General features: G+C 73.1%; 20 protein-coding genes, 1 pseudogene and 1 riboswitch. Of the genes and pseudogenes, 11 read left to right on the forward strand and 10 right to left on the reverse strand.

The features are described 5' to 3' along the window. Positions 1-41 precede the first annotated feature (41 nt). Together B446_RS22560 and B446_RS22565 are read left to right on the forward strand one after the other, a co-directional pair. Entirely contained in the window at positions 42-1,655 is a 1,614-nt protein-coding gene (locus tag B446_RS22560; protein ID WP_020941732.1) for a succinic semialdehyde dehydrogenase, read from the forward strand. Between the two features lie 98 nt (positions 1,656-1,753). Then, positions 1,754-3,544, forward strand: a complete 1,791-nt coding sequence (locus B446_RS22565; RefSeq protein WP_020941733.1) for a GMC family oxidoreductase N-terminal domain-containing protein — start codon at positions 1,754-1,756, stop codon at positions 3,542-3,544. Between the two features lie 667 nt (positions 3,545-4,211). Here the strand turns inward: B446_RS22565 and B446_RS22570 are convergent. Further along, positions 4,212-4,481, reverse strand: a complete 270-nt coding sequence (locus B446_RS22570) for a chorismate mutase (RefSeq protein ID WP_020941734.1) — start codon at positions 4,479-4,481, stop codon at positions 4,212-4,214. A gap of 278 nt (positions 4,482-4,759) precedes the next feature. Here B446_RS22570 and guaA point away from each other — a divergent pair, with 278 nt between their 5' ends. After that, entirely contained in the window at positions 4,760-6,340 is a 1,581-nt protein-coding gene (gene guaA / locus B446_RS22575; protein ID WP_020941735.1) for a glutamine-hydrolyzing GMP synthase, read from the forward strand. An 18-nt stretch (positions 6,341-6,358) separates the two neighbouring features. Here guaA and B446_RS22580 read toward each other — a convergent pair whose 3' ends face one another. Beyond that, positions 6,359-6,820, reverse strand: a complete 462-nt coding sequence (locus B446_RS22580; protein WP_020941736.1) for a pyridoxamine 5'-phosphate oxidase family protein — start codon at positions 6,818-6,820, stop codon at positions 6,359-6,361. A gap of 141 nt (positions 6,821-6,961) precedes the next feature. Between B446_RS22580 and B446_RS22585 the strand changes: the two genes are divergently transcribed. Continuing rightward, the gene (locus B446_RS22585) at positions 6,962-7,756 is read left to right on the forward strand and encodes a class II aldolase/adducin family protein (RefSeq protein WP_020941737.1); all 795 of its coding nucleotides are present in this window, start codon (positions 6,962-6,964) and stop codon (positions 7,754-7,756) included. On the opposite strand, the pseudogene B446_RS22590 reads toward B446_RS22585, so the two are convergent. Further along, a pseudogene (locus B446_RS22590) lies at positions 7,749-8,635 on the reverse strand (DUF4429 domain-containing protein). The gene B446_RS22585 and the pseudogene B446_RS22590 sit on opposite strands and share 8 nt — an antisense overlap. A 189-nt stretch (positions 8,636-8,824) precedes the next feature. On the opposite strand from B446_RS22590, the gene B446_RS22595 reads away from it, so the two are divergent. Next, a complete protein-coding gene (locus B446_RS22595; protein ID WP_020941739.1) occupies positions 8,825-10,111 on the forward strand; it encodes a hypothetical protein in 1,287 nt (428 codons plus the stop codon). Positions 10,112-10,286: 175 nt separating this feature from the next. Continuing rightward, entirely contained in the window at positions 10,287-10,811 is a 525-nt protein-coding gene (locus tag B446_RS22600; protein WP_020941740.1) for a TQO small subunit DoxD, read from the forward strand. Here B446_RS22600 and B446_RS22605 read toward each other — a convergent pair. Both B446_RS22605 and B446_RS22610 read right to left on the reverse strand, forming a co-directional pair. Further along, complete coding sequence (locus B446_RS22605; protein ID WP_020941741.1) at positions 10,805-11,014, reverse strand: hypothetical protein; 210 nt, start codon at positions 11,012-11,014, stop codon at positions 10,805-10,807. The two genes, B446_RS22600 and B446_RS22605, sit on opposite strands and share 7 nt — an antisense overlap. Continuing rightward, positions 11,001-12,470: a PspC domain-containing protein gene (locus tag B446_RS22610; RefSeq protein ID WP_043476258.1), complete on the reverse strand. Its 1,470-nt coding sequence runs from the start codon at positions 12,468-12,470 to the stop codon at positions 11,001-11,003. The genes B446_RS22605 and B446_RS22610 overlap by 14 nt, the downstream gene beginning before the upstream one ends. Before the next feature lie 219 nt (positions 12,471-12,689). Between B446_RS22610 and B446_RS22615 the strand changes: the two genes are divergently transcribed. Together B446_RS22615 and B446_RS22620 are read left to right on the forward strand one after the other, a co-directional pair. Next, positions 12,690-13,982: an ATP-binding protein gene (locus B446_RS22615; protein ID WP_020941743.1), complete on the forward strand. Its 1,293-nt coding sequence runs from the start codon at positions 12,690-12,692 to the stop codon at positions 13,980-13,982. Further along, entirely contained in the window at positions 13,979-14,707 is a 729-nt protein-coding gene (locus B446_RS22620) for a LuxR C-terminal-related transcriptional regulator (protein WP_020941744.1), read from the forward strand. The genes B446_RS22615 and B446_RS22620 overlap by 4 nt, the downstream gene beginning before the upstream one ends. 28 nt (positions 14,708-14,735) lie before the next feature. Here B446_RS22620 and B446_RS22625 read toward each other — a convergent pair whose 3' ends face one another. Continuing rightward, positions 14,736-15,803 (reverse strand): C40 family peptidase, encoded by a 1,068-nt coding sequence (locus B446_RS22625; RefSeq protein ID WP_193384486.1) that lies wholly within the window; start codon positions 15,801-15,803, stop codon positions 14,736-14,738. Positions 15,804-16,219: 416 nt separating this feature from the next. Here B446_RS22625 and B446_RS22630 point away from each other — a divergent pair, with 416 nt between their 5' ends. Further along, positions 16,220-16,573, forward strand: a complete 354-nt coding sequence (locus B446_RS22630; protein ID WP_020941746.1) for a hypothetical protein — start codon at positions 16,220-16,222, stop codon at positions 16,571-16,573. A gap of 146 nt (positions 16,574-16,719) precedes the next feature. On the opposite strand, the gene B446_RS22635 is transcribed toward B446_RS22630, so the two are convergent. After that, the gene (locus B446_RS22635) at positions 16,720-17,709 is read right to left on the reverse strand and encodes a C40 family peptidase (protein ID WP_020941747.1); all 990 of its coding nucleotides are present in this window, start codon (positions 17,707-17,709) and stop codon (positions 16,720-16,722) included. A gap of 7 nt (positions 17,710-17,716) precedes the next feature. After that, positions 17,717-17,886, reverse strand: a riboswitch (cyclic di-AMP (ydaO/yuaA leader). 284 nt (positions 17,887-18,170) lie between these two features. Between B446_RS22635 and pcrA the strand changes: the two genes are divergently transcribed. Further along, a complete protein-coding gene (gene pcrA, locus B446_RS22640; protein ID WP_020941748.1) occupies positions 18,171-20,651 on the forward strand; it encodes a DNA helicase PcrA in 2,481 nt (826 codons plus the stop codon). An 88-nt stretch (positions 20,652-20,739) separates the two neighbouring features. On the opposite strand, the gene B446_RS22645 is transcribed toward pcrA, so the two are convergent. Both B446_RS22645 and B446_RS22650 read right to left on the reverse strand, forming a co-directional pair. Beyond that, a complete protein-coding gene (locus B446_RS22645; protein ID WP_020941749.1) occupies positions 20,740-22,278 on the reverse strand; it encodes a M23 family metallopeptidase in 1,539 nt (512 codons plus the stop codon). Positions 22,279-22,564: 286 nt separating this feature from the next. Beyond that, positions 22,565-23,416, reverse strand: a complete 852-nt coding sequence (locus tag B446_RS22650; protein ID WP_020941750.1) for an esterase/lipase family protein — start codon at positions 23,414-23,416, stop codon at positions 22,565-22,567. Positions 23,417-23,640: 224 nt separating this feature from the next. Between B446_RS22650 and B446_RS22655 the strand changes: the two genes are divergently transcribed. After that, positions 23,641-24,051 (forward strand): cobalamin B12-binding domain-containing protein, encoded by a 411-nt coding sequence (locus B446_RS22655; protein WP_020941751.1) that lies wholly within the window; start codon positions 23,641-23,643, stop codon positions 24,049-24,051. On the opposite strand, the gene B446_RS22660 is transcribed toward B446_RS22655, so the two are convergent. Continuing rightward, a complete protein-coding gene (locus B446_RS22660; RefSeq protein WP_052352345.1) occupies positions 24,048-25,727 on the reverse strand; it encodes a DUF5691 domain-containing protein in 1,680 nt (559 codons plus the stop codon). The two genes, B446_RS22655 and B446_RS22660, sit on opposite strands and share 4 nt — an antisense overlap. Positions 25,728-25,740: the final 13 nt, after the last annotated feature.

The raw sequence follows: 25,740 nt of genomic DNA on the forward strand, positions 1-25,740 counted from the left end.
ACGGGTACCCAAAGCCCCCGCCGCGGCATACCCTGCGGCTCATGACGGACTCGCAGGCCCCGGACCTCACCGGTACCAACCCGCTCGCGCCCGCCCCCGAGGGCGTCCGCACCGCCGCCGACGTGGTCACGCCCGAGCTGGTGGCCCAGCTGACCAAGGGCGTCGTCGGCTCCGGCCGTACCGCCAACCACACCCCGTTCACCGGCGACAAGCTGGCGGACCTGCCCGAGTCCGGCCCCGAGGACGTGCGCAGGGCCTTCGAGGCCGCGCGGGCCGCGCAGGCCGTCTGGGAGCGGACCCCGGTCAGGCAGCGCGCCGCCGTGCTGCTCCGCTTCCACGACCTGCTGCTGGAACGGCAGGGCGAGGTCCTGGACCTGGTGCAGCTGGAGACCGGCAAGGCCCGGCTGCACGCCCACGAGGAGGTGCAGGCCGTCGCCGTGGCGGCCCGCCACTACGGCCGCAAGGCCCCCGGCTACCTGCGCCCCAAGCGCCACACCGGCGCCGTCCCCACCCTCACGAAGGTCTCCGAGCTGCGCCACCCGCGCGGTGTCGTCGGCCAGATCGCCCCCTGGAACTACCCCCTGGAGCTGTCGGTCGGCGACGCGCTGCCCGCCTTCGTCGCCGGCAACGCGGTCGTGATGAAGCCGGACACCGAGACCTGCCTCACCGCTCTGTGGGCGCGGGACCTGCTCATCGAGGCCGGGCTGCCCGCCGACGTGTTCCAGGTCGTGCTCGGCGAGGGCCCGGTCGTCGGCCCCGAGCTGGTGCGGCACGCCGACTACGTCTCCTTCACCGGCTCCACCCGCACCGGCCGCGAGGTCGCCCAGGGCGCCGCGGCCCGTCTGGTCGGCGTCTCCCTCGAACTCGGCGGCAAGAACGCCATGCTGGTGCTGGACGACGCCGACATCGAGAAGGCGGCCGCGGGCGCCGTGCGCGCCTGCTTCTCCTCGGCCGGTCAACTGTGCATCTCCATCGAGCGGTTGTACGTCCACGAGTCCATCGCCGACACCTTCCTGGAGCGCTTCGCGGCGCGTACCCGGGCGATGCGGCTCGGCAACTCCCTCGCCTACGGTGCCGAGATGGGCTCGCTGGCCGGGGAGCGGCAGCTCAAGGCGGTCGAGCGGCACGTGGAGGACGCCGTCGCCAAGGGGGCGAAGGTGGTCGCCGGCGGCGTGGCCCGCCCGGACATCGGCCCGTACTTCTTCGAGCCGACCATCCTCGACGGCGTCGAGGACTCCATGGCCGTCTGCGACGAGGAGACCTTCGGACCGGTCGTCTCCGTCTACCGGTTCGGCACCGACGACGAGGCGGTCGAGCGCGCCAACGCCACGCCGTACGGCCTGAACGCCTCGGTGTGGACGACGAGTGCCCGCCGCGGTCTGGACGTCGCCTCCCGGCTGCGCACCGGCACGGTCAACGTCAACGAGGGCTACGCGCCGGCCTACGGCAGCGTGCAGTCCCCGATGGGCGGCATGAAGGACTCCGGCCTCGGCCGCCGCCACGGCTCCGAGGGCATCCTCAAATACACCGAGGCCCAGACGGTGGCCCGGCAGCGGCTGCTGCCGATGGCGCCGTCGCTGGGCATGGACGACGAGAGGTACGCCCAGTTCATGAGCCGCAGCCTGCGGCTCATGAAGGCGTTCCGGTTCCGGTAACCCGCCCGCGGGCGCGGGGCCGCACCGGTGTGTGCGGCCCCCGCGCGAGCGCGACCGGCCACAGAGCACCCGCACGCGAACCCGACGAGGAGAACCCCGTGCCCCAGGACGCTTACGACTACGACGTCCTAGTCATCGGCTCCGGCTTCGGCGGATCGGTGTCCGCCCTGCGCCTGACGGAGAAGGGCTACTCGGTCGGCGTGCTGGAGGCGGGCCGGCGCTTCACCCGCGACAGCCTCCCCAAGAACTCCTGGGACCTGAAGAACTACCTCTGGGCCCCCAGGCTCGGCATGTACGGCCTCCAGCGCATCCACCTGCTGGGCAACGTCATGGTGCTGGCGGGCGCCGGAGTCGGCGGCGGCTCGCTGAACTACGCCAACACCCTGTACGTGCCGCCGAAGGCGTTCTTCGACGACCCCCAGTGGCGGGACATCACCGACTGGCAGGAGGAGCTGCGGCCGTACTACGACCAGGCGCGGCGCATGCTCGGGGTGCGGCTCAACCCCACCATGACCCCCTCCGACGTGCACCTGAAGGCGGCGGCGCAGCGGATGGGCGTCGGTGACACCTTCCACCTCGCGCCGGTCGGCGTCTTCTTCGGCGACGGCGAGGACGCCGACGGCACGGCGAAGGCGAAGCCGGGCGGGGAGGTCGCGGACCCGTACTTCGGCGGCGCCGGCCCGTCCCGCAGGGCCTGCACCGAGTGCGGCGAGTGCATGACGGGCTGCCGGCACGGCGCGAAGAACACCCTGAACGAGAACTACCTGTACCTCGCCGAGAAGGCGGGCGCGGTGGTCCATCCCATGACGACGGTCGTGTCCGTCACGGACGACTCACGGGGCGGGTACGCGGTGACGACGCTGCCGACGGACCGGAAGAAGAAGGGCAGGGGCCGGGTCTTCACCGCGCGGAAGGTCGTCGTCGCGGCCGGCACCTACGGCACCCAGACCCTGCTGCACCGCATGCGGGCCGGCGGTCAGCTGCCGTACCTGTCCGCCCGGCTCGGCGACCTGACCCGCACCAACTCCGAGGCTCTGGTGGGCGCGCAGACCGATGACCGGCGCTACCGCAAGGCCACCGGTGAGGCGCGGGCCGACTTCACGCGCGGTGTCGCCATCACGTCCTCGGTCCACCCGGACGACAACACCCACATCGAGCCGGTGCGCTACGGCAAGGGGTCCAACTCGATGGGCGGCCTGTCGATCCTCCAGGTGCCCTACGCCGAGGGCTCCTCGCGGGTCCTGGCCTGGCTGGCTAACGCGGCCCGCCACCCGGTGCTGGTCGCCCGCTCGCTGTCCAACCGGCGCTGGTCGGAGCGGACGATCATCGGCCTGGTGATGCAGTCCCTGGACAACTCGCTGACGACCTACCTGAAGCCCGGCGGCGTCGGGAAGGGCCTGCTGACCGCCCGGCAGGGGCACGGCGCCCCCAACCCCAAGCAGATCAGAGCCGCCTCGGAGGCCGCGACCGCGCTCGCGGCCGAGATCAACGGCTTCCCCGGCAGCAACGTCGGCGAGCTGATGGGCACCCCGCTGACCGCGCACTTCCTCGGCGGCTGCCCCGTCGGCGACTCCCCGAAGACCGGGGTGATCGACCCGTACCACCGGCTCTACGGTCACCCCGGCATCTCCGTGGTGGACGGGGCCGCCGTCTCGGCGAACCTCGGCGTCAACCCGTCGCTGACGATCACCGCGCAGGCCGAGCGGGCCATGTCGTACTGGCCGAACAAGGGCGAGGAGGACCCGCGCCCCGCCCAGGGCGCGGTGTACGAGCGGCTGAAGCCGGTGGAGCCGCGGCACGCGGCGGTGCCCGCGGACGCGTTCGGCGCGCTGAAGCTGCCGTTCCTGGGTATGCCCGCGGTGCCGCCGAGGGAGCGGCCCGCGCGGTAGCCGGAGGCCGGCGCAGGCCGCCCGAGGCAGGGACCTGCGTCCCCCTCCGAACGCAGGTCCCTCGCTCTTGCCGTCTTCTTGATCCGGCAGCAGGTTTGATCAGCGGGGACCCCGAACGGTTGCGCCGCCGCGCCGGCTTTCCGAGTGGCGTGCGTCACAGTGTCGTCGGGGGGCATGGCGAAGGGCCCCGCGGGACTTGAGCCGCGGGGCCCTTCCTCGTCAGCACCGACGTCAGGGCAGCGCCGGTGCCTGGCGGCGCCGGGGGGTTGCGCCGCCTGGGGTGTGGTCTCGACCCCGGCGGACGGGTCTGATCGGCCAAGTGCCATGGCCCGCGCGGGGACTTGGGGCTTGTACGCATCGTGCTGGATGAGCGAGGCATCCGCAACCGTTTGGCCCGGCACTGGTGCATATTTGCAGTTTTCCGCCGGTCGGCCCCGGGCGTCCCCGGAGCCGACCGTTCTCTTGGGTGACCGGGCTGCTGTCCCCTGCCGTCCGGCCACTTCCCTGGGGCGAGGTCCCACGGCGCACGGCACGACCCGTACGCCTCATCGCCCCAGCGAGCCACGCGTGGTTCTCTCGGGCCCGCCCCTGGCTGGCACGGACACCGGGATCAACGAAGCGGTGCGCGGGCCGGTCACGCGCCGTACGGGTGAGTCCGCGACCGAACTCAGATGCGACCCCGGCACAGCTCCAGCAGGGTCATCGCGAGGGAGGTGCCGGGCTTGCCCAGAGCCTCGCTGTAACGGCCCAGGATCTCCATCTCGCGGGAGAGGTGCACGCGCCGGCCGCCGGAGGCGATCCGGGTCCGCTGCACGACGGTGGACACGGCCATCCGCTCCTGGATGAGGCCGATGATCCGGTCGTCGAGGGCGTCGATGCGCGCACGCGCGTCGGCGATGGTCTGTTCCGGGGTCTGCTCGGGGGTGACGGTCGTCATGTCGGGGCTCCTCGGTGGCGGTGAGGGCGCCGGAACGGCAGGACCCGGAAACGACAGGTGCCCCGGGCCTTGTCGGCCCGGGGCACCTGGTAAGTCGCTCGATTCGCTCAAGCAGGACGACCATGGCAGCCGGCGGGCCGGGTGCCATAGGTAAACAGGAAGGTCGTCTGCGCGAGCATGAGGTCAGTATGCCACGCTCCGGCGCAGGGGAAGCGTGGCCACCCACCCCCGTTAGACTCGGTAGCACAGACCCCCGCCCGACCACCAGAAGGCACCCCGTGTCATCAGCGACTTCCACTGCCGCCAGTCCCGACACCGTCCTGGTCGTGGACTTCGGTGCGCAGTACGCCCAGCTCATCGCCCGTCGTGTCCGCGAGGCGCGGGTCTACAGCGAGATCGTGCCGAGCACCATGCCGGTCCAGGAGATGCTCGCCAGGAACCCCGCGGCGATCATCCTCTCCGGCGGCCCCTCGTCCGTGTACGAGGAGGGTGCCCCCCGCCTCGACGGCGCGCTGTTCGAGGCGGGTGTCCCCGTCTTCGGCATGTGCTACGGCTTCCAGCTGATGGCACAGGTGCTCGGCGGCACCGTCGACAACACCGGCGCCCGCGAGTACGGCCGCACCGACCTGCACGTCTCCCGGTCCGGTTCCACCCTCTTCGAGGGCACCCCCGACGAGCAGCACGTGTGGATGTCGCACGGCGACGCCTGCTCCGCCGCCCCCGAGGGCTTCTCGGTCACCGCGTCCACGGACGTCGTCCCGGTCGCCGCCTTCGAGAACGACGAGAAGCGGCTCTACGGCGTCCAGTACCACCCCGAGGTCATGCACTCCACGCACGGCCAGCAGGTGCTGGAGCACTTCCTGTACCGCGGCGCGGGCCTGAAGCCCGACTGGACCACCGGCAACGTCATCGACGAGCAGGTGGCCGCCATCCGCGAGCAGGTCGGCGACAAGCGGGCGATCTGCGGTCTGTCCGGCGGCGTGGACTCCGCGGTCGCCGCCGCCCTCGTGGCGCGCGCCATCGGTGACCAGCTCACCTGCGTGTACGTCGACCACGGCCTGATGCGCAAGGGCGAGACCGAGCAGGTCGAGAAGGACTTCGTGGCCGCGACCGGCGTCAAGCTGGTCGTCGTGGACGCCGAGGAGCGGTTCCTCGCCGCGCTCAAGGGCGTCAGCGACCCCGAGGAGAAGCGCAAGATCATCGGCCGTGAGTTCATCCGCGTCTTCGAGCAGGCGCAGGCCGAGATCATCGCCGACCAGGGCCCGGCCGTCGAGTTCCTGGTCCAGGGCACCCTGTACCCGGACGTGGTCGAGTCCGGCGGCGGCACCGGCACCGCCAACATCAAGTCGCACCACAACGTCGGCGGCCTGCCCGAGGACCTGGAGTTCCAGCTCATCGAGCCGCTGCGCAAGCTGTTCAAGGACGAGGTCCGCATGGTCGGCCAGGAGCTCGGCCTGCCGGAGGAGATCGTCCAGCGCCAGCCCTTCCCGGGCCCCGGCCTCGGCATCCGCATCGTCGGCGAGGTCACCAAGGAGCGCCTGGACCTGCTGCGCGACGCGGACGCCATCGCCCGCGAGGAGCTGACCGCGGCCGGCCTCGACCGGGACATCTGGCAGTGCCCGGTGGTGCTGCTCGCGGACGTCCGCTCCGTCGGCGTCCAGGGCGACGGCCGCACCTACGGCCACCCGATCGTGCTGCGCCCGGTCTCCTCCGAGGACGCCATGACGGCCGACTGGTCCCGCCTGCCGTACGACGTCCTCGCCCGCATCTCGACCCGGATCACCAACGAGGTCCGGGACGTCAACCGGGTCGTCCTCGACGTGACCTCGAAGCCGCCGGGCACCATCGAGTGGGAGTAGTCCTCCCGCGGGTGAAGGTCAGGTCCGCCTGAGGGCACGCACCGGCTCTCCGGGCCTCCACACCTGGGTGACCAGGTACGTCTCGTCCTCGACGTAGGTCCGTACGACCTCCGTCAACTCGGTGCGGAAGAGGTGGAACGGCTGCGGCGGTTCCACCTCTTCGACGTACGCCCCCTTCAGCGCCGGGTCGACGACCTCGAACGCCCGGCCGCCGATCCGGACGTCGCCGCCGTCCACGTCGGCGCCCGGGTTGGCCTGGAGCGCGAAGCGAGGGTCGCGGAGCAGGTCGAGCGCCTTGCGGGAGCCCGGCATCATGCCGAGCCACAGGTCGCCGCGCAGGAAGCGGACCTCCAGGCCGCTGGTGCGCGGCGAACCGTCCCTGCGCAGGGTGGCGAGGACGTGGTGCCGGTACGCGCCGAAGCGCTCCTCGGCGAGTGCCGCCAGATCGGGTGCGGCGGTGGTGAGGTCTGCCCAGTTCATACCTGTCAGCCTGGCGGCCAATCCCGACACCTTCTGTCGGGTATCCGTCGCGGATGTCATCGTTACCCCCCAGCACTGCCCTTTTACGCCGACCGGCGGTAACTTCCGGCCCGTACCGCAAACCCCCACGCTGGAGGACCTATGCACGGGCCGACGCCGCCCCTGCCGCTGCCCACCGACCAGCTCCAGTTCGCCATGCCGCCGATGCACGAATCGGTCGAGGACGAACGCCGGCACCGCAAGGAGCGGCTGGCGGGAGCCCTGCGGATCTTCGGCCGCGCCGGCTTCGAGGACGGAGTGTCCGGGCACATCACGGCACGCGACCCCGAGTTCACCGACTGCTTCTGGGTCAACCCGTTCGGGATGCCCTTCCGGCACGTCACCGTCGGCGACCTCGTCCTCGCCAACCGGGACGGGCAGGTGGTCGAGGGCCGCTACCACGTCAACCAGGCCGCGTTCACCGTGCACGCCCAGGTCCACGCCGCCCGCCCGGACGTCGTCGCCGTCGCGCACTGCCACTCCGTGCACGGCCGCGCCGTCGCCGCGCTCGGCGACCTCATCGACCCCATCACCCAGGAGAGCTGCGCCTTCTACGAGGACGTGGCGCTCTACGACGCCTACACCGGCGTCGCCGTCGACGCCGAGGAGGGCCGCCGCATCGCCTCCGCGCTCGGCTCCCGCAAGGCCCTCGTGCTGCGCAACCACGGACTGCTGACCGTCGGGGACTCGGTGGACGCGGCGGCCTGGTGGTTCCTGTCGATGGAGCGGTCCTGCCAGGTGCAGCTGATGGCGAAGGCGGCCGGCCGGCCGGTGCTCATCGACCACCGACTGGCCGTCGCCACCCGTGAACAGCTCGGCGGCGACCTGGTGGCCTGGATCAACTACCAGCCGCTGTGGCGGGACATCAGCCGCCGCGAACCGGACCTGCTCAGCTGAACCCCCGGAGCACCGCCGCCTTGGTCACCGCGAACTCCTCGTCCGTGAGCACCCCGGCGCGGTGCAGCTCGCCCAGCTCCCGCAGCCGGCGCAGCAGGACGTCGTGGTGGTCCGCCGCCCGCCACGGCACCGGGGACGGCCCCTCCCGGCCCGGGTACCCTCCGCCGACACGGGCGGAGGGGTGCGGCAGCCGGGCGGTGACGGCCGCCGCGACCAGCGCGGTCAGCAGGTCGCGGCGCGGGCTGCCCCACAGGTCGAGCGTGTAGGGGTCCCGCTCCGGCGGCAGCTTGGAGAACGCCGTCTCCCGGGTGACGAACCGCAGGAAGCCGTCCTCGAACCCGCGGTTGGGCAGCCACTCCACCTGGACCAGGTCGCCCAGGCCGATGATCCGCGGACCGGTCGCGCGCTTGACCCGGTCGGAGCTGTCGGCCCAGTCGATGCGCACCTCGGTGCCGTCGAAGGAGACCGTGCCGTCCGAGGAGCGCACCGAGACCGGCACCGGCGGCCCCGGCAGCAGATAGGCCGGGGCGGGCTCCCCGGGCAGCTGGTCGAGCAGCAGCGCGTGCCGGATCTCCTCGGCGACGAACTCGGCCACCCCGCCGCGGTCCGCGTCCACCGCCAGCCGGTACGGATCGGCGTTCTCCGGCAGCCGGCCGCCCGTGGCCTGGAGCAGCGGGTCGGCGCCCTCGCGCAGCCGCATCCGCAGCCGGCCCCGTCTGCGCTCGGGTTCGAAGGCGACACCGGACACCGCCGCCAGCGGTACGGCGATCTCCCCGTACGTCTGCCGGAACAGCGGCACGCAACGGTGGAGACGGGGGTGATCCGGATCGTGCTGCCGTCGAACGCCCAGGTGCCGTCCCGCTGGATGATCTCGGCCATACGCCGATTCTCGCAGCCGGGTCAACACGCGGGCCCCGACTTCACCCGCCGTGACCCCGCCCGGCGGCCCCCGGCAGCCTTGCGTAGGGCACAATTCGCTGTCGGCACAGGGGAGTTGCACGGCGGCGGAGCGGCCCGCGTACGGGCCGCCGGCCGTGTCTCGGGCATTGGGGAAGGCAGGCGTCGGACGTGGCGGTGCAGGAGGCGAGACAGGGCGCGGCGACGGCCGCAGACGGAGCCCACGGGGGCGGCTGCACCTGCGGCGACTGCCCGCACGGGGCCCGGGAGGGGCATCGGCGGGCCGTCGCCGCGTTCCTGCGCGCACGGGACGAGTTCGCGGCCGGGCAGGGCCTGCCGACGGCCGTGGCGCACTCGGCGTCCGCCTCCCGCCAGTGGGTCTCCGAGGAACTGACCCAGCGGGCGGAGGCCGTCGCGGAACGGGGCCGGGCCGAGGGCGAGGCGTGGCTGTCCCGGCTGTGGGTGCGCACGGCCTGCACGGTCTGGGGCGCGGTCCTCGCCCTGCTGCTCGCCGAGTCGCTCACCGCGGTCGGCGCCGGCTGGACCGGCGCCCGCACCGCCGCCCTGCTCGCCGCGCTCGTCGTCGCGGGAGCACTGACCGCCGCCTCCTGGTTCCACCGGGCGCGCGGCGGGGCACTGGCCCCGGTGATCGGTGAGGACAACCGGATGTCCACCTCGCGCGCGGTGGCGGCGGCCTGGGTCCTGCTCGTCGCCTACGCGGTCCTGCTGCTGGCCGGCCGGCTGGCCGTCGCCTCCGACCCCGCCGAGCGCGACGCGCTGCTCGCCGGGCTCGACCTTTCGCGCGGGGCGGGCGTGGTGACCGTCCTCGCCGTGGTGTGCGGCATCGCCGTGCTGGTCCGCAGGGTGGTGGGCCTGCGCGTCCTCGGGCTGCGGCTGCAGAAGGTGCCTGCCCACCGGCCGCGCGCCGCCGACCTGCTGACCGACGACTCCGGCCGGGGCGCCTTCGCCGACCTCCAGTACGTCGTCATCAGCGCCGTCGCCGTGCTGTTCGCCGCCGTACGGCTGGCCCGCCGCCCCGACCGGCTGCCCGACCTGCCCTGGGGGCTCGCGGTCGTCGTGCTGATCTCGGCGGCGACCTACCTCGCCGGGAAGTACGCCGAGGGCGGCCGCCCCGTGATCCTTTCCGTGGTCAGGGCCCGTGAGCCCGGCGACCTGGACGGGCCGATCCGCACCGGCGACGACATCGAGATCCGCGGCGCGGGCTTCGTCCCGCCCGGCGCCCGCGGCGCCGACCGGCTCTCCCGGATGGTCGTGCGCATCGGCGCGGTCGACGTGCACGTCCCGCTGGTCCCCGTCGCCGGCGGCTTCCGCAACCCCACGGACACCGTCCTGACCGTGCCGGTACCGGTCGAGGTCGAGCCCGGTTCGGTGGAGGTGCAGGTGGTGACCGCGGCCGGGGTGGCGACCAACCGGTGCGTCGTCGAGGTGACCGACTGAGGGACGGCCGGGCGGCCGGGGGGCCGGGCGGCGGGGCGGCGGGGGAGGCGCGACGGCGGTCTCGCCCTGGGCCCGAGACCGGGAAAAGGACCCGCGGGAGGATTGAACCCGGCGCGCCCGGCGTGCGTATCGTCGAACAAGGGCTCCGCACGGCGGGCGAGAGGCGGCTGCAGCGATGACTCACGGCATTCGGACGGACACGGAGACGGCACGTCTGAACGGCGGCGGCGGTCTGCGGGACACCGCCACCCGATACGCCCTCCTTCCACTCCGTGTCTTCCTCGGGGTCACCTTCGTCTATGCGGGCCTGAACAAGCTCACCGACAGCGCCTTCCTGAAAGCCGGCGGCGCCGGCTCGATCGGCGAGACCATGCGTTCGGCCCGCGCCGCCTCGGCCGTCCCCGCCCTGATCGACCTGGCCCTGAAGAACCCGGTCGGTTTCGGCTACGCCATCGCCCTCGGCGAGCTGGCCGTGGGCCTCGGCACCCTGCTCGGGCTGTTCGGCCGGCTGGCCGCCCTCGGCGGAGCGCTGATCTCCCTCAGCCTGTGGCTCACCGTCAGCTGGGCCACGACGCCCTACTACTACGGCAACGACCTCGCCTTCCTGATGGCCTGGCTGCCCCTCGTCCTCGCCGGGGCGCCCTACCTCTCGGTGGACGCGCTCCTGCGCGCGCGGCGACAACGCGGCCGGCGCTACTGACCCTCGCTCCCGCGCCGGCTGCGCATGCCCCGGGCCACGGCCGACGTGACACCACCCAGGACCAGGCCGCCCGCGACCAGCGGGATCATGACGAACCACGGGGTCCGCCACCACCCCGCCGCGTCACCGGCGAAGACCGCGCCCGCGGCGGTGAGGGAGAGACCGACGACCAGCCTGCCGGGCCGGAACTCATGACGCAGCACGGGTCACCACCACGTTCCCGACGGCGACCTGGAGGTCCAGGTCCAGCGTGCCCGCGTCCTTGCCGTCGCCCTTGACCGGGCTCAGCGTCGTCTCGGTGTGTCTGCCCGGCCGCACGTCCACGTCCTTCCTGTCGTCACCGGGCAGGCGGATGTCGCCCACCCCCACGTCGATGCTCATCCGCACGGCCGTGTCCGCAGGCACGATCACCTTCAGCCGGCCCGCGCCCACGTGGGCGTCCGTGCCGACCCTCTGTCGCTTCGCCAGCTTCAGGCCGGAGAGGTCCAGGGTGCCCTCGCCGGTGCCGAGGTCGTAGGCGGGGCGCACGTCCGCGACCGTGGCCGGCCGCCACGACGTCCGGTGCCAGTGGGTCGTGATGTCCCCGGGCAGGGCCGTCACCCCCGCGAGCAGCGCCGCCGTGACGAGCGCCAGGAACACCGATCCCGCCCCCGTCCGCCCGAGGAAGGCGCTGAGCGCGATGCCCAGGCCGAAGACCGCGAGCGCACACGCCAGGCCGGTCTGCAGACTGGTGCCCAGCGGGTGCGTGTCCCAGGTCAGGCCGGTGCCGAGCCCCCCGGCGAGCAGGGCCAGCAGGAAGACCCAGCCGCCGATCCAGCGCGGTCCGCGCGGTGCCACCGGCGCGGTGCGCGTCGGCTGCACGGAGCCGTGGTGGGTCCAGGGCATGGTGACGCCGACGTCGACCGCCGAGGCGGGGTCGTGGGCACGGGCCTCCGGCGGGCCCCACAGATAGCCGGTGCCGCCGACGTGCGTGCCGTCCTTGACGATCGGGTCCCGCCACCAGGACGGGTAGGCGGTGGCGACCGGCGGCGCCTGGGCCTCCGGCGGGGCGTCGGCGGCGGCCTGGGCGGCGAGCGGGTCGGGGTCGGCCGCGTCGCGCCGCCGCGACCAGTACCCGGCGCCGGCCAGCAGCAGGGAGAGCACCACCGCGAAGGTCAGCACCCCGCCGTTCTTCAGCATGGTCAGGAAGATCCCGCAGCCGACCAGGGCGAACAGCACGGCGGCCAGCGCCTGGCCGTCCACCCGACCGGTCAGCAGCTTGCGGACCTCGTTCTCCTCCTCCTCGTCGAACGGAACGAGGAGCCAGGCGAAGCCGTAGAAGATCAGGCCGATGCCGCCCGTCGCGGCCAGCACGGCCAGGGTGATGCGGAAGATCACCGGGTCCATGTCCGTCTGGCGCCCGAGTCCGGCGCACACGCCCGCGATCGTCTTGTGCCCGCGGTCGCGCCGAAAGCGGTGGGGCGGTCCGTCGGCGCCCTGCTCCGGCCCCGTGCCCTCGGGCCCCTCCGCCCCCTCGGTCCTTTCCCTGCCTCCGGTCCCCTCCGTCCGTCGTCCCCGTCCCGTCGCGGCGGGCTCGGCATCCGTCGGCCCGGTGCCCGGAGCCGGGCGCGGGCCGGTGCCGGGTCCCGGACCCGTCGCGGCGTGCTCGTGATCCGTCATGCGTCCATGGTGACGGGCCGTCCGCCGCGGCGGGAGCCGGGATGACCCTGGGCGAACCCTGAGATCCGCCCCGAGACGGCACGGGGAGGTGTTCGGGGCGCGGCTCAGGGCCGTCGGGTGCCGGTCGCGGGCCGATTCCGGTGCCTCGCCCGAAGATCAGGGGCCTCTAGGGGGCCGACCCTGATGCTCCGTACACCTGCGCGTGTGACCATCGTTGGCATGCCGGAAGCCGCAAGCCTGCCCCTCGACGACCCGCGGCCCCCGCGCAAGCTCTACCGCAGCAGCGACGGCCGCTGGCTCGGCGGAGTGGCGCGGGGACTCGCGGGCCATCTCGGGCTGCCCGTGGTCTGGGTCCGGCTCGCCTTCGTCGGCCTGTTCATGGCCGACGGGCTCGGAGCGCTGCTGTACGCCGCGTTCTGGTTCTTCGTGCCGCTCGGCGTCGGCGGCGTCGGCGACCAGCGGCCGCAGTCCCTGGTCGGCACCGAGACCTCGCCGGACGGCCGCCGCAGACTGGTCGCCCGCAAGCCCGACAAGGGCCAGATCGTCGCGCTGCTCCTCATGGTCATCGTGTCCATGGTGTTCGTGGGCAGCGTCAACCTGACCGGCGGCGCCAAGGCGTACCTGCTGCCCGCCGTCCTCGTCGCGGCGGGTGTCGCCCTCGTCTGGCGCCAGGCGGACAACGCCCGCCGGGCCCGCTGGGTCGAGGTGGGCAGCCGGCGGCGCACCCTCACCCTGCTACGCGCGGGCGTCGGCGTCCTGCTGGTCACCGCCGGTGTCTCGGCCATCTTCGTCATGCAGGGCTCGGCCGCCCACCTCGGCGCGGTCCTCCAGGCCGCGCTCGCCGTCCTGGTCGGCATCACGCTGCTCGCCGGTCCCTACCTCGTCCGCATGACCCAGGACCTGTCCGAGGAACGCCTCATGCGCATCCGCGCCCAGGAGCGTGCCGAGGTCGCCGCCCACGTCCACGACTCCGTGCTGCACACCCTCACCCTGATCCAGCGCAACGCCGACAACGCGGGCGAGGTGCGCCGCCTGGCCCGTGCCCAGGAACGGGACCTGCGCACCTGGCTGTACAAGCCGGAGGGCACCGGCAAGGACGAGGCCGACGAGCCGGACACGGTCGCCGAGGCGGTGCGGCGCAACGCGGCCGAGGTCGAGGACAAGCACGGCGTGCCCATCGAGGTGGTCGTGGTCGGCGACTGCCCGCTCGACGAGAGGACCGCCGCACAGATGCAGGCCGCGCGCGAGGCGATGGTGAACGCCGCCAAGTACGGTGGCGAGGGCGGCGCCGTGCAGGTCTACGCCGAGGTCGAGGGGAAGACGGTCTTCGTGTCCGTCCGCGACCGCGGCCCGGGCTTCGATCTCGACTCGATACCCGCCGACCGCATGGGCGTCAGAGAATCGATCATCGGCCGTATGGAACGCAACGGCGGCACGGCCCGGCTGCGGGCGGTGCCGGACGGCGGCACGGAGGTCGAGCTGGAGATGGAGAGGGCGGAGAGGACGTCATGAGCGACGCGACCGAGGCGAACGGTACGACGGGGGCGGCGGAGCGGGCCGGGGCCGGCGCGGGGGAGCGGCACGTGCGCGTGGTGCTCGTGGACGACCACCGGATGTTCCGCACCGGCGTCCAGGCCGAGATCGGGCAGACCGCCCAGACCGGTGTGGAGGTCGTCGGCGAGGCCGCGGACGTCGACCAGGCGGTCACGGTCATCACGGCGACCCGGCCCGAGGTGGTCCTCCTCGACGTCCACCTGCCGGGCGGCGGCGGGGTCGAAGTGCTGCGCCGGTGCGCGGCGTTGCTGTCGGCCGCCGAGGCGCCCGTCCGCTTCCTCGCGCTGTCCGTGTCGGACGCCGCCGAGGACGTGATCGGGGTGATCCGCGGCGGCGCCCGCGGCTATGTCACCAAGACCATCACGGGCACCGACCTGATCGACTCCATCTTCCGGGTGCAGGAGGGCGACGCGGTCTTCTCGCCGCGCCTGGCCGGGTTCGTCCTGGACGCCTTCGCCTCCACGGACGCCCCGCCGGTCGACGAGGACCTGGACCGCCTCACCCAGCGCGAACGGGAGGTGCTGCGCCTGATCGCCCGCGGCTACGCGTACAAGGAGATCGCCAAGCAGCTGTTCATCTCGGTGAAGACGGTCGAGTCCCACGTCTCCGCGGTCCTGCGCAAGCTCCAGCTGTCCAACCGGCACGAGCTGACCCGCTGGGCCACCGCCCGCCGCCTGGTCTGAACCCCCGGACCGGTCGGCCCGGCCGGCCTCACGCCACCCGGGTCGCCCCGGCGAACGGCATCTGGTCGATGGGGGCCAGACGGACCGGCGCCGAGGGGTTCGGGGCGTGGATCATCTGCCCGTTGCCGACGTAGATGCCGACGTGGCTGATGCCGGAGTAGAAGAACACCAGGTCGCCCGGCCGCAGTTCGGACCGGGAGACGCGCCGGCCGGCGTTGATCTGGGCGTAGGTGGTGCGGGGGAGCGAGACCCCGGCCGAGCGGTAGGCGGCCAGGGCGAGACCGGAGCAGTCGAAGGCGTCCGGGCCGGTCGCGCCCCACACGTACGGGCTGCCGAGCTTCTGGTAGGCGTAGGCGACGGCCGCCGCGGCGCGGGAGTCCGGGGCGGAGGGGGCCGATCCCGGTTCGTCCAGCGGCGGCCGGGTGTCCGGGGCGGACCGGGTGGCGTGCCCCGGCGCACCGTCGTCCCCGGTGACCCGCGCCCGCTCCCGCGGAGTGAGCCGTGCCAGCAGCCGGCGCGCCTGCGCCAGCTTGCCCGTGATGGTCCGCTTCTGCCGCCGCAGTTCCGCCTGCCGCGACCGTAGGTCCGTCAGCTCGGCGCGGGCGGCTCCGTGCAACTGCTCGATCTCCCGCAGCTGCTCGCGAACCCGGGCCACCGCACCGGCCCGCCGCTCGCCGGCCCGCTCGGCGAACGCGGCGCCGTCCAGGTACCGGTCGGGGTCGCTGGACAGGGCGAGCTGCCAGGAGGGGTCGATGCCGCCCTCGCGGTACTGCGCGGCGGCGAAGGTCCCCAGCGCGTCGCGGGCGGAGTTGAGCTTCTGCTGCTTGCGCGCGGTCTCGTCCCGCAGCGCGTTCAGCCGCCGCTGGGCCGCCCCGGCCTTCTCCCTGGCCCCGTCGTAGGTCTCGGTGGCGGTCCCCGCCTGCTGGTACAGCTTGTCCACCTTGGCCTTCACCTGCGCCACGGTCGGCTCCGGGGCCGCGCTGCCGGTGCCGTCGAAGACCGTGGCGGTGGCCGCGCCCGCGAGGGCGAGGGTGACGGCCGTACGGGCGGTGCTGCCGCCGAGCGAGCGCTGTCGGGGCTTGCGGTGCGCTGCCACCTGGACCGTCACGACCTTTCGTGGGACTGCTGCGTCTGGGCGATCGAGGCGACCGGCGATGGTCCGCACAGGGGGAGCGGGCCACCGCCGGGCCTTTCTCGGCGCGGTGACCGGCGGCCGCCCCTGGCCCGGGCGGCGGTGGGGTGCCGGTCACCTGGGGGAGGACGCTAGGCCCGCCTGTGACGGGTTGGTAACGCGGAGTGCGGAACTGGCGTCGGTGGATCGAAACGTGACCGTAAGTGACCGCAATTCCGGGCCAGAGTCGACGCCTTCACGCAGCGTGGTGATCGATGCGCGGATTGCGGGACATCAGGGAGCGCTGTGGTGCTATGGGGCGCATATATGCAAGATCCGTCCGTGGGCACGCACGGGCCCGGTGACGGCGGGTCCAGGGCCCCTCATTAGGCTCCGGGCTCATGGACGTACTCATCCATCTCCTCGTCGGCCTGCACATCATCGGCATCGCCGCGCTGCTCGGCGGTTTCCTCACCCAGATGAAGGCGATGGGCCGCGGCACGGCCCGCTTCGTCCCCGGGATGCTGCACGGCGCCTTCACCATGCTGGTCACCGGTGTGGCCCTGGTCGGGCTCAACGAGGCCGACGGCCACCACGTCAACACCGTCAAGATCGGCGTGAAGCTGGCCCTGCTGATCGTCATCCTCAGTCTGGTCTACGTGCAGCGCGACGAGGAGAAGGTGGACAAGCGCGTCTTCGGCCTGGTCGGCCTGCTGACCACGGCGAACATCTTCATCGCCGTGCTGTGGACGTGAGGCGTCCCCGCCGAGCCGGGGGCGCGGCGCTCAGCGCCGGGCCCTGATCCCGGCCACCGCCACTCACACCAGTCGTCGTTCCACAGGTAAAAAAGAGGACGTCCGTGCGTCCGCGCGTCCGGGGTGTCCGGACGCGCGGCGGCGCGTCAGGCGGGGCGGACCACGCTGTGGACGACCGAGTCGCCGACGTGGCGGACGGACTCCTCGCGGACGTACGCGCCGGGCCCCGGCGCGTGGATCATCGTCCCGTCCCCCGTGCACAGACCCACATGGCTCAGGTCGTCGCGGAAGAAGACCAGGTCACCGGGGCGCGCGTCGGCGAGCGGGACCGTCGTGCCCACGGCGGCCTGGGCACGGGCGGTGCGCGGCAGGGTGACGCCGGCGGCCTTCCAGGCGGCCCGGGTGAGACCGGCGCAGTCGTAGGAGCCGGGCCCGCTGGCCCCGTTCACGTACGGCTTGCCGATCTGGCCGCGGGCGAAGGTGATCGCCAGATCGGCCCGGGTCGCCCGCACGCCGGGCGGACTCGGGACCGCGTCCGGAGCCGCCGGGGCCGGGTCCTGCGGAGCGGTCAGCCGGGACATCAGCTCACGGGAGGCGGCGAGCTTGCGCTGGACGGCGGCCTTGGCGGTCTTCGGGTCGTACGCCGACACGGCGGCCGTGGCGGCCTCATGCCGCTGGACGCCGGCTCGGGCGTGCTCGGGGGCGTGCGCCGGGGCGTCCGGGGCCTCGGCGCCCGTGTCGGTGCTCCTCGCGGTCTCCCGCCGCTTCTTCACCGTCGACGCCAGCCGGTCCATCAGCCGGGTCTGGTCGAAGTAGTCCGGCGGGCGCCGGTCGTGCTCCGGCTCCTGCGGACCGTCGCCGAACGCCACCTTCCCGCGCAGGGAGTCGAGGCGGCCCCGCTGCCGTGCGGTCCGTTCCGGGGTGTCCACGGACGGTTCGGCCGGGGACTCGGCCCGCCGGTAGAACTCGTCGATCTTCTTCTCGATCTCCTCCACGCTCGGCCCGCCGTCGTCGGCGGGGGCCGCCTCGGCCGTCTGGGACAGGACGGCCACGGAGGTGAGCGCTGCGGTGGCGAGAGCGGGGGTGCGCAGACCCGGTCCACTTCCGCCGGGTCGCGGCTTGCGGTGCGACGCCAAGGGTGGCGACTCCTTCCAACGTGCCGCCTACCGGGTTAGCTGTCGGGTTCGGGCGGGTGGTTCGGAAGGGTTGCCCTACGGTGTCGTCCCGGTCGGGAGTCGGCCGATTCACCCCAGGATCGGTGGGTCCCCGGCTCCGGCCGCGCGAAGGCGTACCGGACTCGGCGGAGGCCGCGACGCCCGGCGACGTTCGCCGGAAGGGGTGCGTGCGGCCTGACGGCAACTTAGCCAACTCGTGTGACTCCTGTGAAGGTTGGTGTGCCTTATGTCCGATACATTTCCGTGACCTGGCGCCGGTTTCACACCGGTGTGACAGGGCGCTCTCGCAGCGTGAGGGCCATGTCGGCGTCCTCGGCGCGACGGCCGGGCGCGGTGCGCCGTGTCCGGTTGCGGCCCCCGCGCGGGCCGGGTTTCCGGGGCGGGATCCGGTTGTCGGTGCGGCGCCCTAAACTCGTAGAGCGATGAGCAGCCTCTTTGACGACAGCTTCCTGGCGGACCTCCAGGCCCCTCGCGGGCACGAGGAGGAGCACCCGCCGCCGCCCGAGGACGATCACGCGCCGGAGCCCGTTCCGGACGATCTGTTCGGCGGGAAGTTCGACGTGCCGCCGGACCGTGACGCCCACTACCGCGACGGAGCCCCCCGCCCCGCGCTCGACGCGGCCGCCCTCCTCGACGGGCTGAACGAGAACCAGCGCGCGGCCGTCGTCCACGCCGGCTCACCGCTGCTCATCGTCGCCGGCGCGGGCTCGGGCAAGACCCGGGTGCTCACCCACCGCATCGCCCACCTGCTCGCCGAGCGGCACGTGCACCCCGGCCAGATCCTCGCGATCACCTTCACGAACAAGGCCGCGGGCGAGATGAAGGAGCGCGTGGAGCAGCTCGTCGGCCCGCGCGCGAACGCGATGTGGGTCATGACCTTCCACAGCGCGTGCGTGCGGATCCTGCGGCGCGAGTCGAAGAGGCTGGGCTTCACCTCGTCCTTCTCGATCTACGACGCCGCCGACAGCAAGCGCCTGATGGCCCTGGTCTGCCGGGACCTCGACCTCGACCCCAAGCGGTTCCCGCCCAAGTCCTTCAGCGCCAAGATCAGCAACCTCAAGAACGAGCTGATCGACGAGGAGGACTTCGCCGCCCAGGCCACCGACGGCTTCGAGAAGACCCTCGCGCAGGCCTACGCGCTCTACCAGTCGCGGCTGCGCGAGGCCAACGCGCTCGACTTCGACGACCTGATCATGACGACGGTCAACCTGCTGCGCGCCTTCCCGGACGTCGCCGAGCACTACCGCCGCCGCTTCCGGCACGTCCTGGTCGACGAGTACCAGGACACCAACCACGCCCAGTACGCGCTGGTGCGCGAACTCGTCGGCACCGCCGAGCACCCGGTGGACGTGCCGCCGGGCGAGGCCGACCTGCCGCCCGCCGAACTCTGCGTGGTCGGTGACGCGGACCAGTCGATCTACGCCTTCCGCGGCGCGACCATCCGCAACATCCTCCAGTTCGAGGAGGACTACCCGGACGCCACGACGATCCTGCTGGAGCAGAACTACCGCTCCACCCAGACGATCCTCTCGGCGGCCAACGCGGTCATCGAGCGCAACGAGTCCCGCCGTCCGAAGAACCTGTGGACCAACGCCGGCCAGGGCGCGCGGATCACCGGCTACGTGGCGGACACCGAGCACGACGAGGCCCAGTTCGTCGCCGACGAGATAGACCGCCTCACCGACGCGGGCGAGGCGAAGGCCGGGGACGTCGCCGTCTTCTACCGCACCAACGCCCAGTCCCGTGTCTTCGAAGAGGTCTTCATCCGTGTCGGCCTGCCCTACAAGGTCGTCGGCGGTGTGCGCTTCTACGAGCGCAAGGAGGTCCGCGACGTCCTGGCCTACCTGCGGGTCCTCGCCAACCCCGAGGACTCGGTGCCGCTGCGCCGCATCCTCAACGTCCCCAAGCGGGGCATCGGCGACCGCGCGGAGGCGATGATCGACGCCCTCGCCCAGCGCGAGAAGATCAGCTTCCCGCAGGCGCTGAAGCGGGTGGACGAGGCGTACGGCATGGCCGCGCGGTCGACGAACGCCGTCAGGCGGTTCAACGTGCTGATGGAGGACCTCCGCACGATCGTGGAGTCCGGCGCCGGACCGGCCACGGTCCTGGAGGCGATACTGGAACGCACCGGCTACCTGGCCGAGTTGCAGGCGTCCACCGACCCGCAGGACGAGACCCGCATCGAGAACCTCCAGGAACTCGCGGCCGTGGCCCTGGAGTTCGAGCAGGAGCGCGGCGAGGGCGAGACCGGCACGCTGGCCGACTTCCTGGAGCAGGTCGCGCTGGTCGCCGACTCCGACCAGATCCCGGACGAGGAGGACGGCGCCGGCGTCATCACCCTGATGACCCTCCACACCGCCAAGGGGCTGGAGTTCCCGGTCGTCTTCCTGACCGGCATGGAGGACGGCGTCTTCCCGCACATGCGCGCCCTCGGCCAGACCAAGGAGCTGGAGGAGGAGCGGCGCCTGGCCTACGTCGGCATCACGCGCGCCCGTGAGCGGCTCTACCTCACGCGTTCGGCGATGCGCAGCGCCTGGGGGCAGCCCTCGTACAACCCGCCCTCCCGCTTCCTCGAGGAGATCCCGACCGCCCACCTGGAGTGGAAGCGGACGGGCGCTCCGGCGCCGCGGTCCGCCGCGCCGGTCTCCGGGATCGCGGCCTCGCTCTCCTCGTCCCGGTCCCGCTCCTCGGCGGCCGGCGCGTCCGGGTTCGCCACCCGGCGGGCCGCCGAGAAGCCGGCCGTGTCCCTCGCCGTCGGCGACCGGGTCACCCACGACCAGTTCGGGCTCGGCACAGTCGTCGCGGTCTCGGGCGTGGAGGACAAGGCCCAGGCGACGATCGACTTCGGGGACGGCAAGCCGAAGCGGCTGCTGCTGCGGTACGCGCCGGTGGAGAAGCTGTAGACACCTCGAGCCCCGCCGGACCGGCGGGGCTCGAAGGTCAGGTCGATTCAGGCCGGACCACGTCGGATCGGCCCGGATCAGGTTCGGATCAGGTCGGGTCGAGACCGTGGCTGCGCAGCCACGGCAGGGGGTCTATGGCCGCCCCGCCCGCGGGCCGGACCTCGAAGTGCAGGTGCGGGCCGGTGGAGTTGCCCGAGTTGCCCGAGAAGGCGATCGGCTGGCCGGCCTTGACGCTCGTGCCGGAGGCGACGCGGTAGCTGGAGAGGTGGCAGTACCAGGTCTCCGTGCCGTCCTTCGCCGTCACGATCATCATGTTGCCGTAGGCGCTGTTCCACTTCGTGGAGACGACGCCGTCGACGGCGGACATGACGGTGGTGCCGTACGAGACCGGGAAGTCGATGCCCGTGTGCACGGACATCCAGTTCACACCGGCCTGGCCGAAGTAGGCGCTGAGCCCGCGCTGCGCGACCGGCAGCGCGAACTTGGGGCGCAGCCGCTCCTTGAGCGCGGCCTGGGCGGCCGCCTTCTTCTGCTGGAGTTCCTGCTGCGCCTTAAGGTCGATGCGGTCCTGCGTACGGCTGGCCCGGTCGGCGAAGTCGTCGGCCCCGGCGGAGAGCGTGCGGAGCTGGGCGTCCAGCTTGCTGTTGGCGACGGACGGTTTCACCGCGTGCGCGTCCAGGGCGGTGGTGGTGGTGTTGCTGCCGCCGTCGCCCGTCAGACCGCCGACGGAGGCGGCCGCGATCCCGGCCACCCCCATCACACAGGCCGAGGGCACGGCGATGGTCAGCAGCGCGGAGCGCTTGGGGGGCGTACGGCGCCGGGAGCGCGCGGCGCCGCGCGAGCCCGCGCGGGACGCCGGGGCCGGAGTCGTCTCCTCCTGGTCGTCGAGCAGGTCGGACACGGCGGGCAGTTCGCCCGTGGAGCCCGGCTCGTCGTCCTCGGTGGCCGTGTCGTCCGGTGTGCCGAGGTGGCCGGCTTCGCCGTAGGCGGTGTCCTCGTAGGACGCATGCTCGAAGGCGGTGGTCGCCTGCGCTTCGCCGACCTGCTCGAACGTGGCCGTGGCCTGCTGGTCGAACGGTTCGGCAAGCTGCTCGTGCGCCGCGGCCGTGCCGTCGGAGTTCCACTGCGTGGCGTCGTAGGCACCCGTGTCGAACGCCTGGGCGTTCCAGTCCCACTGCTGGGTGGGCTCGGCGACGGCGGACCGGCCGTCGTGGCCCGGCTGTCCGGCCTGCGCCCAGGCGCCGGCGTCCCACTGGCCGCTGACGTCGTGCCCGGTGGCCTGTGCGGGAACCGTCCAGGCGGTGCTGTCGTAGGTGCCGGAGTCGTAGGCCGTGTGGTGCTGGGCCGGGTACGAGTCGTAGCCCGGGGTGTGGCCGGTGCCGGTGCCCCACTGGGTGGCGGCGTAGGTGTGCTGGTCGCCGTCCGGGAGGCTGCCGAAGAGCGGGTCGCCCGCGAAGGTTCCGGTGCCGGTGGAACCGGCCGTGAAACCGGTGGCGTCGTGTCCGCCGTACGTGGTGAAGTCGCCGTAGTGGGCTTCCTGGGTCCCGTACGGCGCGTAGTGCGTGGCGGAGGCGTCGGAAGCCGGGGCCGGGGTGGTCGTACTCCCCGACGGGTGACGGTCGTTCACCAACTTCTCTTTCGCCTCGACAACAGGGGCTGCCAGAGCAGTGCGGCGACTGTACCCGGCGGTATGCGGGCGCGACAATCTTCGGCTGGTTTCGCGTTGGCCGGAAACGGGCAATCGCCCGTGTTTCGGGGGACGGCGGACGCGAGTTTGGCTTTGTGTTCGAAATGCGTTCGATGATGGGTGACGGTGGGTCACCTGTGGGACGGCTGTGTCGCCTGCCGTGAGGTCCGGCGAACCACCCGTTCGCCCGTCCGGGCGCCCGGCCGGAGCCGCTCCCGGGGTGCCGTCAGGCCACCGTCAGGCCGCCCGCGACCGTCTCCTCGGCCCGCGCGGCCTCCAGGGCCTCGCGTATCCCGGCCGCGACGGCCGGGTGCACCGGCAGGGCCAGGTGCCCGATCCCGGTCACGCGCACGTTCAGCGCGTCCAGGTCGGGATGGTCGACGCAGGCGGCCTCCAGCGGATCCATCACGGAGTCCAGGTCGCTCCAGAAGCTGACGAAGCGGGTGCGGCAGCCGGGCGCGGGCCGGGCCAGCTCCTCGATCACCTCGGAGCCCGGACGCATCTGCCGCACGATCGGATGCGCGCTGGCCAGCGGCACGGCCCGGGTGCCGGAGTGCGGGGTGCCCAGCGTGACCAACGTGCGCACCCTCAGGTCACCGCCCAGACACTGCACGTAATAACGCGCGATCAGACCGCCGAGGCTGTGGCCCACGATGTCCACGCGGTCACTGCCCGTGCGGGCGCAGATCTCCTCGATGTGCCGGCCCAGCAGTTCGGCGGCGGTCCGGATGTCGCAGGTCAGCGGGGAGTAGTTCAGCGACTCGACGCGCTGCCCGCCGTTGCGGACCAGACTGCGGCGCAGCAGGACGAAGACGGAGCGGTTGTCGATGAACCCGTGCAGCAGCACCACCGGCGGGCCCGGGCGGGCGGGCAGTCGCGTCGTGCCCTCCCCGGCGGCCAGCGGGGCGCAGCGGCGTTCCTGGACCAGGCCGGTCGGATACAGCAGCAGGTGGCCGGCCAGGATCGCGGCCTCCAGCGCGGTCGCCTTGAACAGTGTCATGGAGAGGTCGACCAGTCTGCCGGGCCACAGGCGCCGGTAGAACGGGAGGAAGAGCGGAAGTACCCCGGTGACCTTCATTGGCCGACCTCCTGTCGGCACCCGGGGGACGGCTCGGTCCCCCGTGTGCCCTCATGTCCCACCGTGTGATTTCCCCCTCTGTCCGCACCGTAAAACCGCCGGTTGCGCGATGCTGGAGATAACGTTCGTTCACTTGCCCACGGGTGGCGGAACGTGCCAGATATGCGGTACTTGTCGGTACGAGCGGAAGCGGTCGCTTCCGTGGTCGCTTGATGGAGGCAGTGATGGGTGTGGCAGCCGGTCCGATCCGCGTGGTGGTGGCGAAGCCGGGGCTCGACGGCCACGATCGCGGGGCCAAGGTCATCGCGCGGGCGCTGCGCGACGGAGGTATGGAGGTCATCTACACCGGCCTGCACCAGACGCCGGAGCAGATCGTCGACACCGCCATCCAGGAGGACGCCGACGCGATCGGCCTGTCCATCCTCTCCGGTGCCCACAACACCCTCTTCGCCGCCGTCATCGACCTCCTCAAGGAGCGCGACGCCGCGGACATCCTCGTCTTCGGCGGCGGCATCATCCCGGAGGAGGACATCCCGCCGCTGAAGGAGAAGGGTGTCGCGGCGATCTTCACTCCCGGTGCGACCACCACCGAGATCGTGGACTGGGTGCGCGGCAACGTCCGGCAGCCCGCCTAGCCGCCGTACCCCTGAAGCGGCCCGGACGGCAGCGGTGACCCGGGGCGGCTCGGCGTCTCCGGCCGCAGTTCCGCGGCCATCGCCGCCCGCAGCCGCAGCGTGGCGGTGAGCCGCTGGAACGCCTCGGCCCAGTAGCCCCCGGCGCCCGGCGACGCGTCCTCCCGCTCGTCGGGCAGCGTGAGCAGGCCCTCCAGGCGGGTGGCCTCCGCCGGGTCCAGGCAGCGCTCGGCCAGTCCCATCACCCCGCTGAAACTCCAGGGGTAACTGCCCGCGTCCCGTGCGATGTCCAGGGCGTCCACCACGGACCGGCCGAGCGGGGCGGCCCATGGGACCGCGCACACCCCGAGCAGCTGGAACGCCTCCGACAGGCCGTGCGTCGCGATGAACCCGGCCACCCACACGGCCCGCTCCTCCGGCTCCAGCGCGCCCAGCAGCTTCGCCCGCTCCGCCAGCGACACCGCTCCCGGCCCGCCGGCCTCCGGGGCCGACGGCGTGCCGAGCAGTGCCCTCGACCACACGGCGTCGCCCTGGCGCACCGCCGCCCGGCACCAGGCCGCGTGCAGCTCCGCCTGCCAGTCGTCCGCCACCGGCAGCCCCACGATCTGCTCCGGAGTACGTCCGCCGAGCCGGCCCGCCCAGATGCCGAGCGGTGCCGCCTCCACCAGCTGACCCAGCCACCACGACCGTTCTCCTCTGCCCGTGGGAGGCTTCGCCGCCACACCGTCACGCTCCATGCCCGGATCGCACTCGGGTGGCGCCTCCACGACGACCGTCGGCGAGTTCCCCGTCCGGTCCAGGGCCACACATGCCGCCGCCCGGACCGCCATCCGCGCGGCGAGCGCCGACCCCGGCAGCGTGGACAGCAGCTCCGCCGCCGTCGACCTGACGTTGCGGCTGCGGTCACCGAGCGCCTGTTCGAGGAACGGCTCGTCCTCCAGGGACAGGCCCGTGCGCAGCGAGTCGAGGAACATCAGCCGGTCCTCGGCCCGCTCCGTCGGCCAGGTCGACGCCAGCAGCTCCCGGGCGGGCGCGGGCGTACGGGCGCGCAGCGCGGCCAGCAGCGCCACCCGCTCGGCGAACAGGCCCTCCTCCCACAGCCGCCGCACCGCTTCCCCGTCCGCCGGGTCGGGCAGGGTCGCACCGCCGCCCGGCGCCGAGCGCAGCGCGAAGCGCCAGTCCGGGTTCAGCCGGGCCAGCCACAGCGCCCGGGGCCCGGCGAACGCCAGCGCCGCCGGCCGCAGGTCCGTCCGGCCGCGGGCTGCGTCCAGCAGCGCGGGCAGCGCCTGCGGGGGTGCCGCGTACCCGTGGGCGCCGGCCGCGGCGAGCCACTGCGGGAGCAGCTCGATGAGGTCCGGGGAGCTGCCGCGCCGGCCGCCGCCCCCGCCTCCGGGGCGGTCGGCCAGCAGGATCGCGAGCCTGCGCGACGCGGCCGCGGGCAGCGCGGGCCGGGGGTCGCGCGGAGCGGGCTCCGGGCGGGGCGCGGCCCGCCCGGGCCGCAGTCCCGCCCGCCGCCGCACGGTGGCCACGGCGGCGGCGTCCAGCAGCGCCGCCGGGGCCTGCCCGCCGGGCGCCACCGCCGGGGGCCGTCGGTCGGTGCCGAGGAGGGCCGTGGTGACGAGATCCTCCCAGGGGCTCGCGGCTGCCGGGGCGCCCCCGGCGGCCGGGCTGCCGTTCATGCCGTCTTCTTCC

Origin of the sequence: Streptomyces collinus Tu 365 (assembly GCF_000444875.1) — a bacterium.
Lineage (GTDB): Bacteria > Actinomycetota > Actinomycetes > Streptomycetales > Streptomycetaceae > Streptomyces > Streptomyces collinus_A.

What these genes read in the sequence shown, in the direction of transcription:
- B446_RS22560 (WP_020941732.1), top strand. Translation starts at nt 42, where the DNA reads ATGACGGACTCGCAGGCCCCGGACCTCACCGGTACCAACCCGCTCGCG.
- B446_RS22570 (WP_020941734.1), bottom strand. Translation starts at nt 4,481, where the DNA reads ATGACGACCGTCACCCCCGAGCAGACCCCGGAACAGACCATCGCCGAC.
- B446_RS22580 (WP_020941736.1), bottom strand. Translation starts at nt 6,820, where the DNA reads ATGAACTGGGCAGACCTCACCACCGCCGCACCCGATCTGGCGGCACTC.
- B446_RS22585 (WP_020941737.1), top strand. Translation starts at nt 6,962, where the DNA reads ATGCACGGGCCGACGCCGCCCCTGCCGCTGCCCACCGACCAGCTCCAG.
- B446_RS22600 (WP_020941740.1), top strand. Translation starts at nt 10,287, where the DNA reads ATGACTCACGGCATTCGGACGGACACGGAGACGGCACGTCTGAACGGC.
- B446_RS22610 (WP_043476258.1), bottom strand. Translation starts at nt 12,470, where the DNA reads ATGACGGATCACGAGCACGCCGCGACGGGTCCGGGACCCGGCACCGGC.
- B446_RS22615 (WP_020941743.1), top strand. Translation starts at nt 12,690, where the DNA reads ATGCCGGAAGCCGCAAGCCTGCCCCTCGACGACCCGCGGCCCCCGCGC.
- B446_RS22620 (WP_020941744.1), top strand. Translation starts at nt 13,979, where the DNA reads ATGAGCGACGCGACCGAGGCGAACGGTACGACGGGGGCGGCGGAGCGG.
- B446_RS22630 (WP_020941746.1), top strand. Translation starts at nt 16,220, where the DNA reads ATGGACGTACTCATCCATCTCCTCGTCGGCCTGCACATCATCGGCATC.
- pcrA (WP_020941748.1), top strand. Translation starts at nt 18,171, where the DNA reads ATGAGCAGCCTCTTTGACGACAGCTTCCTGGCGGACCTCCAGGCCCCT.
- B446_RS22650 (WP_020941750.1), bottom strand. Translation starts at nt 23,416, where the DNA reads ATGAAGGTCACCGGGGTACTTCCGCTCTTCCTCCCGTTCTACCGGCGC.
- B446_RS22655 (WP_020941751.1), top strand. Translation starts at nt 23,641, where the DNA reads ATGGGTGTGGCAGCCGGTCCGATCCGCGTGGTGGTGGCGAAGCCGGGG.
- B446_RS22660 (WP_052352345.1), bottom strand. Translation starts at nt 25,727, where the DNA reads ATGAACGGCAGCCCGGCCGCCGGGGGCGCCCCGGCAGCCGCGAGCCCC.